Source organism: Bacteroidota bacterium, assembly GCA_018831055.1.
GTDB lineage: Bacteria > Bacteroidota > Bacteroidia > Bacteroidales > B18-G4 > M55B132.
On record JAHJRE010000050.1, the window covers coordinates 1 to 5,274 of the forward strand.

Consider the following 5,274-nt stretch of genomic DNA (forward strand, 5'->3'; position numbering starts at 1 on the left):
CCCCCAGCCCCCAGCCCCTATTTATTCCTCCCCACCCCCTTCTCATAAAATTATTTTTCTAACTTTGGCCGAAGTACCTGAAGAGTATATTCTTCATTTTATAAATACCAAGTAAACCAACAATCATGATCCAAAACATTTTTACGAACAGCAAAGGATGGATCGCGATCCTCCTGCTGGCGTTTCTGGCCGCATCGTTCCAGGCCGGGGCGCAGAAGAAGAAAGATAAGGATAAGGACACAAAGAACGACACCATCAAGTCGAGTGTCGTAAGCGGACTCAAATGGCGCAGCATAGGTCCTGCACTCACATCCGGACGTATCGCCGATTTTGCCGTGAACCCTAAAAATCACAGCGAATATTTTGTAGCTGTTGCTTCCGGTCATATCTGGAAGACGGAGAATGCAGGCTCAACCTTCAGCCCTGTATTCGATAATTATGGCAGTTATTCCATCGGTTGTGTGGTGATGGACCCCACAAATTCCAACGTTGTATGGGCTGGAACCGGCGAGAACAACCACCAGCGTTCCGTCAGTTATGGCGACGGAGTGTACAAGTCTTTTGACGGCGGTAAATCCTGGAATAACATGGGACTGAAAGAATCCCGCCATATTGGTGGCATTGTTATTGACCCTCGTAACCCGGATGTGGTGTATGTGGCTGCCGAAGGCTCTACATGGGGACCGGATGGCGACCGCGGCTTGTATAAAACCACTGATGGGGGCAAAAACTGGGAAAAGGTGCTGGAGATCAGTAAGCATACCGGTGTGAATAACATCATCATGGATCCGCGTAACCCGGATGTGCTGTATGCTACTTCAGAACAGCGCCGCAGGCATGTTCATACGAAGATCGGGGGAGGACCGGAATCCGGTATCCATAAATCGACCGACGCCGGGAAATCCTGGCGCAAGCTCACGAGCGGTCTGCCCGGAGGCGATGTCGGTGGTATAGGGATAGCCATCTCTCCCGTTGATCCCGATGTGATCTACGCTATCATCGAAGCAGCAGGCGATAACGGAGGCTTCTTCCGTTCCACCGACCGCGGCGAATCCTGGAGCAAAATGAGCGACCACAATGCCAGTGGCCAGTATTACAATGAGATCTACTGCGACCCCGTGGATGTAGATAAGGTATATTCCATGGAGACCGTTTCCTATTTTACCGAAGACGCCGGTAAGACCTGGAAACGCCTCAGCAACAGCGGCCGCCATGTAGACGACCATGCTCTCTGGATTGACCCTGCCGACACAAAACACCTCCTTATCGGCGGCGATGGCGGCGTTTATGAGAGCTTCGACGGCGGCAGCACCTGGAAATATTTTACCAACCTCCCGGTAACACAGTTTTACCGCGTCAACGTTGATGACAGTGAACCTTTCTATTGGGTTTATGGAGGTACCCAGGATAACTCAAGCCTCGGCGGTCCTTCCAGGAATATCAGCTCACAGGGTGTATCCAACTACGAGTGGATCGTCACCCTGGGCGGCGATGGCTTCTGGCAGGCCATTGAACCGGGAAATCTCGACATCGTGTATTCCGCTTATCAGTATGGAAATATTTACCGCTACGACAAGAAAAGCGGCGAGAGACTCGGTGTCAAACCCCAGCCGGGAAAAGGCGACAGCACCTTCAAATGGAACTGGAACACCCCTTTCATCCTGAGCAAACACTCTCCTACACGACTGTATATCGGAGCCAATTACCTCTTCCGCAGCGACGACAGAGGCAATTCCTGGAAAAAGGTAAGCCCCGACCTTACCGCGGGAATAGACCGTAACACCTGGCCGGTGATGGATCAATACTGGAGCATCGATGCCGTGGCCAAGGATGTTTCTACCTCGCTCTACGGAACCATCGTTTCCCTTGCCGAATCTCCCGTAAAGGAAAACCTGCTTTATGTAGGTACCGACGACGGGCTTATCCAGGTCTCTGAGGATGCCGCTACCTGGCGCAAGGAAGCTAAATTCCCCGGTGTGCCGGAGCATACCTATGTCAGCGATATCCTTCCTTCCAAATTCGATGAGAATATCGTGTTTGCCGCTTTCGACAACCATAAGCGTGACGACTTCACACCCTATGTGTTGAAGAGCACCGATAAAGGCAAGACCTGGACCTCCATCGCTTCCAACCTTCCCGATAAAGGGGTGGTACATACCCTCGAACAGGATCCTGTTAACCCCGATCTCCTGTTTGCAGGAACCGAGTTTACCGTTTATTTCAGCGTCGATGGCGGTAAGATATGGACCAAACTGAGTTCCGGGTTGCCTACCAATTCCGTAAAGGATATGGTTATCCAGGAAAGGGAAAACGACCTGGTAATCGCTACCTTCGGCAGAGGGTTTTATATCCTGGATGACTATACACCTCTTCGCACTCTTACTCCTGAAATCCTGGAAAATGAAGCTTATATCTTCCCCATAAAAGATGCTCTGATGTATATTCAGAAAGGTGGCTATTACGGACAGGGATCTATGTATTATACCTCGGATAATCCTCCTTTTGGCGCCACTTTCACCTGTTACCTGAAGGAAGTGCCGAAAACCCTGAAACAGGAAAGAAAAGAGAAGGAAAAGAAGCTGATCAAAGATAAACAACCCTTACCCATGCCTACTTTGGATGAACTCCGGGCAGAAGAGGACGAACTTGCACCCTACCTGGTTCTAAATATCTACGACGAGCAGGGTAACCTGATCCGTAAAATGACGGAAAGACCTTCGAAAGGCATCAAAAGGTTCACCTGGAACCTTCGTTATCCCGGATCACAACCCGTAAGCCTGAAAAACGAAAAGTTCGACCCCCTGAATGAAGGATGGGATATGAATTATGCCCTCCCCGGTAAATACAAGGTGGAAATGGTGATGGTACACCGTGGGGAAAGCAAGGTGATGGCAGGTCCTGTTGAATTTAACGCGGTTGTCCTGGAAAATACTACTTTACCGGCCGAAGACCGGGAAGCCCTGGTTGCCTTTGAGAAAAAGATGGCAAAGCTGTCGATGGCAATCAATGGAGCTGAAGAAGCAGCCAACGACATGAAAGAGCAGGTGCAATATATCATGCAGGCCATACAGCGTACTCCGGCATTACCCGATTCAATGTTAAAGCAGGCAAAGGAAATCGACCTGCGCCTCGATGATATCTTGTGGAAAATGAACGGACAGGAGCCCAAAGCCAGCGATGAAGAAAACATCCCGGCCCCGCCGCCCCTCTTCGACCGACTGAATGCAATGGTTTATGCCCACTGGGGATCAAGCTCCGGCATCACCAAAACTCAGGAAGAAATGTACGATATCCTGGCTGAAGAATTTCCTCCCATCCTGGCAGAACTAAAAACCATACAGGAAAAGGACATCAAAGCCCTTCAGGAAGAACTGGATAAAGCAGGCGCTCCATGGACTCCGGGCAGATTGCCGGAATGGAATAAGTAGTCGTGACCCGACGGGGTGAGCGAAGTCGAAGGGTGAGCGAAGTCGAAGGGTGAGCGAAGTCGAACCCTACTTCTCCCACTCCGGTATCAACAATTCCTGGCCTGGAAAAATCAGGTCAGGGTTGTTGATCTTGTCTTTATTCAGATCATAGATCGCGGACCACCCAAGAGCTGAACCGTATTTCTCCCTGGATATCTGCCATAGCCAGTCGCCTTCCTGGACTACATAGACCTGCATACGAGGCTCCTGCTTGGGCGCCTCTTCCTTCGGCGGCGGTGGCGGTACTACCTTCTCCGTGGTATCCTTAACCGGAACCTCTTTCTTTACCGGAGCTTTCTCGGTTTGCTTGGCTTCATCAAGATATGGGTCTTTCTTCTGCTTGCAGGATGCGGAAATAATTAGTCCTGTTACTGCTAATGCCAGTATTGACAGGGTAAAGCTGCTTTTTCTCATAACATATCCATTTTTTATTAAAGTAAAAATAATACAAATCAGCTAAAATTGATCAACTTTCACGTTATTTTTGACAAACAAATACACGTTAATAATTTATGTGTAACGGGAAAGATAACAAAAGGTTGCAGGTTACAGGTTGCAGGTTTCAGGTTGCAACCTGTAACCTGCAACCTGTAACCTGATTTTGATCATTCTCAATAGTTATTTAATAATTTAATTATCCTTCTATGTTTCAGGAAAAAAAGCAACTTCCGGAGTTTCACGGCATCTTTCTCCGGGGTATTGGCAACGTGTTCGTCCATCAGGGCGATGAACATTCCATCCGGGTCGAATCCAACCAGGATTTATCAGGCCGCATCCGAGCGGAAGTGAGAAACGACGAACTGGAGATTTCTTTTTACGATACCATACCTGTTTGGTTGATCTCTTTTCCCAGGTTGGATATCCATATCACGCTGAAACAACTGAATTCCATCCGCATGGCGGGTGTTGGACGAATGAGCACCCCGCAAATGATCAAGGCCGATACCATACACCTTGTAAACAGCGGTGTCGGGGGCCTGATGGTTGATGTTGAAGCCGAAACCGTGATCACAACCCTCAAGGGAGTAGGGGAGATCCAGGTTCGCGGTAAATCCGTGAAGCACGATGTCGAAATATCAGGTACCGGAAAGGTGGATGCAGGACAACTTGAGGCGGAAAACGTCAGGGTTCAGTCAAGAGGCGTCGGCGAATGTACTGTGAATGCAAAGGTGAAACTGGAGATCGAAGCCTCCGGGATAGGAAAGGTCAGGTATCGCGGCAACCCTGAAGTCACCAGCCGGCAGACCGGACTGGGAAGCATCGAAAGGATTCCCTGAAAAACTTGTTTTTTTTACAATAATTTCCCGGCTTATCCGACTACAGCAAAAAGAGGTAGTCAGGATATGTTATGGCAACAACAACCTTGAGCATAGAAAACATCATCGGGGAGACGCGGGAACGCCTTCTGGGCTTCATCATCAGAAATACCGGAAGCGAAGCGGATGCCGAGGATATCCTCCAGGATGTGTTTTTTCAGCTCGTGGATGGCTACGACCAGATCCGATCCTATGAGAGCACTGCCTCCTGGCTTTTTGCCGTTGCCAGGAACAAAATCGCAGATTATTTCAGGAAGAAGTATTACCGGCAGGAAACAGATTTCATCAACCCTGCCGCTACCGGCGATGATGATACTCCTCTGATGCTGGATGAGATCATTCCCGACTTCGGGCCCGGGCCCGATGAGGAACTGTTTAAAGAATTGATCTGGGAAAAAGTGGAGGAAGCACTGAATCTCATGCCCGCCGATCAACGGGATGTTTTCGTCCTGAATGAGTTTGAAGATATGAGCTTCAGAGTGATGTCGGAA

General features: G+C 49.3%; 4 protein-coding genes. 3 read left to right on the forward strand and 1 reads right to left on the reverse strand.

Annotated features, from left to right (window positions below):
* Positions 1-125: 125 nt before the first annotated feature.
* Entirely contained in the window at positions 126-3,428 is a 3,303-nt protein-coding gene (locus KKA81_03130) for a glycosyl hydrolase (protein ID MBU2649904.1), read from the forward strand.
* Between the two features lie 66 nt (positions 3,429-3,494).
* On the opposite strand, the gene KKA81_03135 is transcribed toward KKA81_03130, so the two are convergent.
* Positions 3,495-3,881: a LysM peptidoglycan-binding domain-containing protein gene (locus KKA81_03135; GenBank protein MBU2649905.1), complete on the reverse strand. Its 387-nt coding sequence runs from the start codon at positions 3,879-3,881 to the stop codon at positions 3,495-3,497.
* A 230-nt stretch (positions 3,882-4,111) separates the two neighbouring features.
* On the opposite strand from KKA81_03135, the gene KKA81_03140 reads away from it, so the two are divergent.
* Together KKA81_03140 and KKA81_03145 are read left to right on the forward strand one after the other, a co-directional pair.
* Complete coding sequence (locus KKA81_03140; protein MBU2649906.1) at positions 4,112-4,744, forward strand: DUF2807 domain-containing protein; 633 nt, start codon at positions 4,112-4,114, stop codon at positions 4,742-4,744.
* 71 nt (positions 4,745-4,815) lie between these two features.
* A partial coding sequence (locus KKA81_03145; GenBank protein MBU2649907.1) for a sigma-70 family RNA polymerase sigma factor occupies positions 4,816-5,274 on the forward strand: 459 nt, incomplete at its 3' end.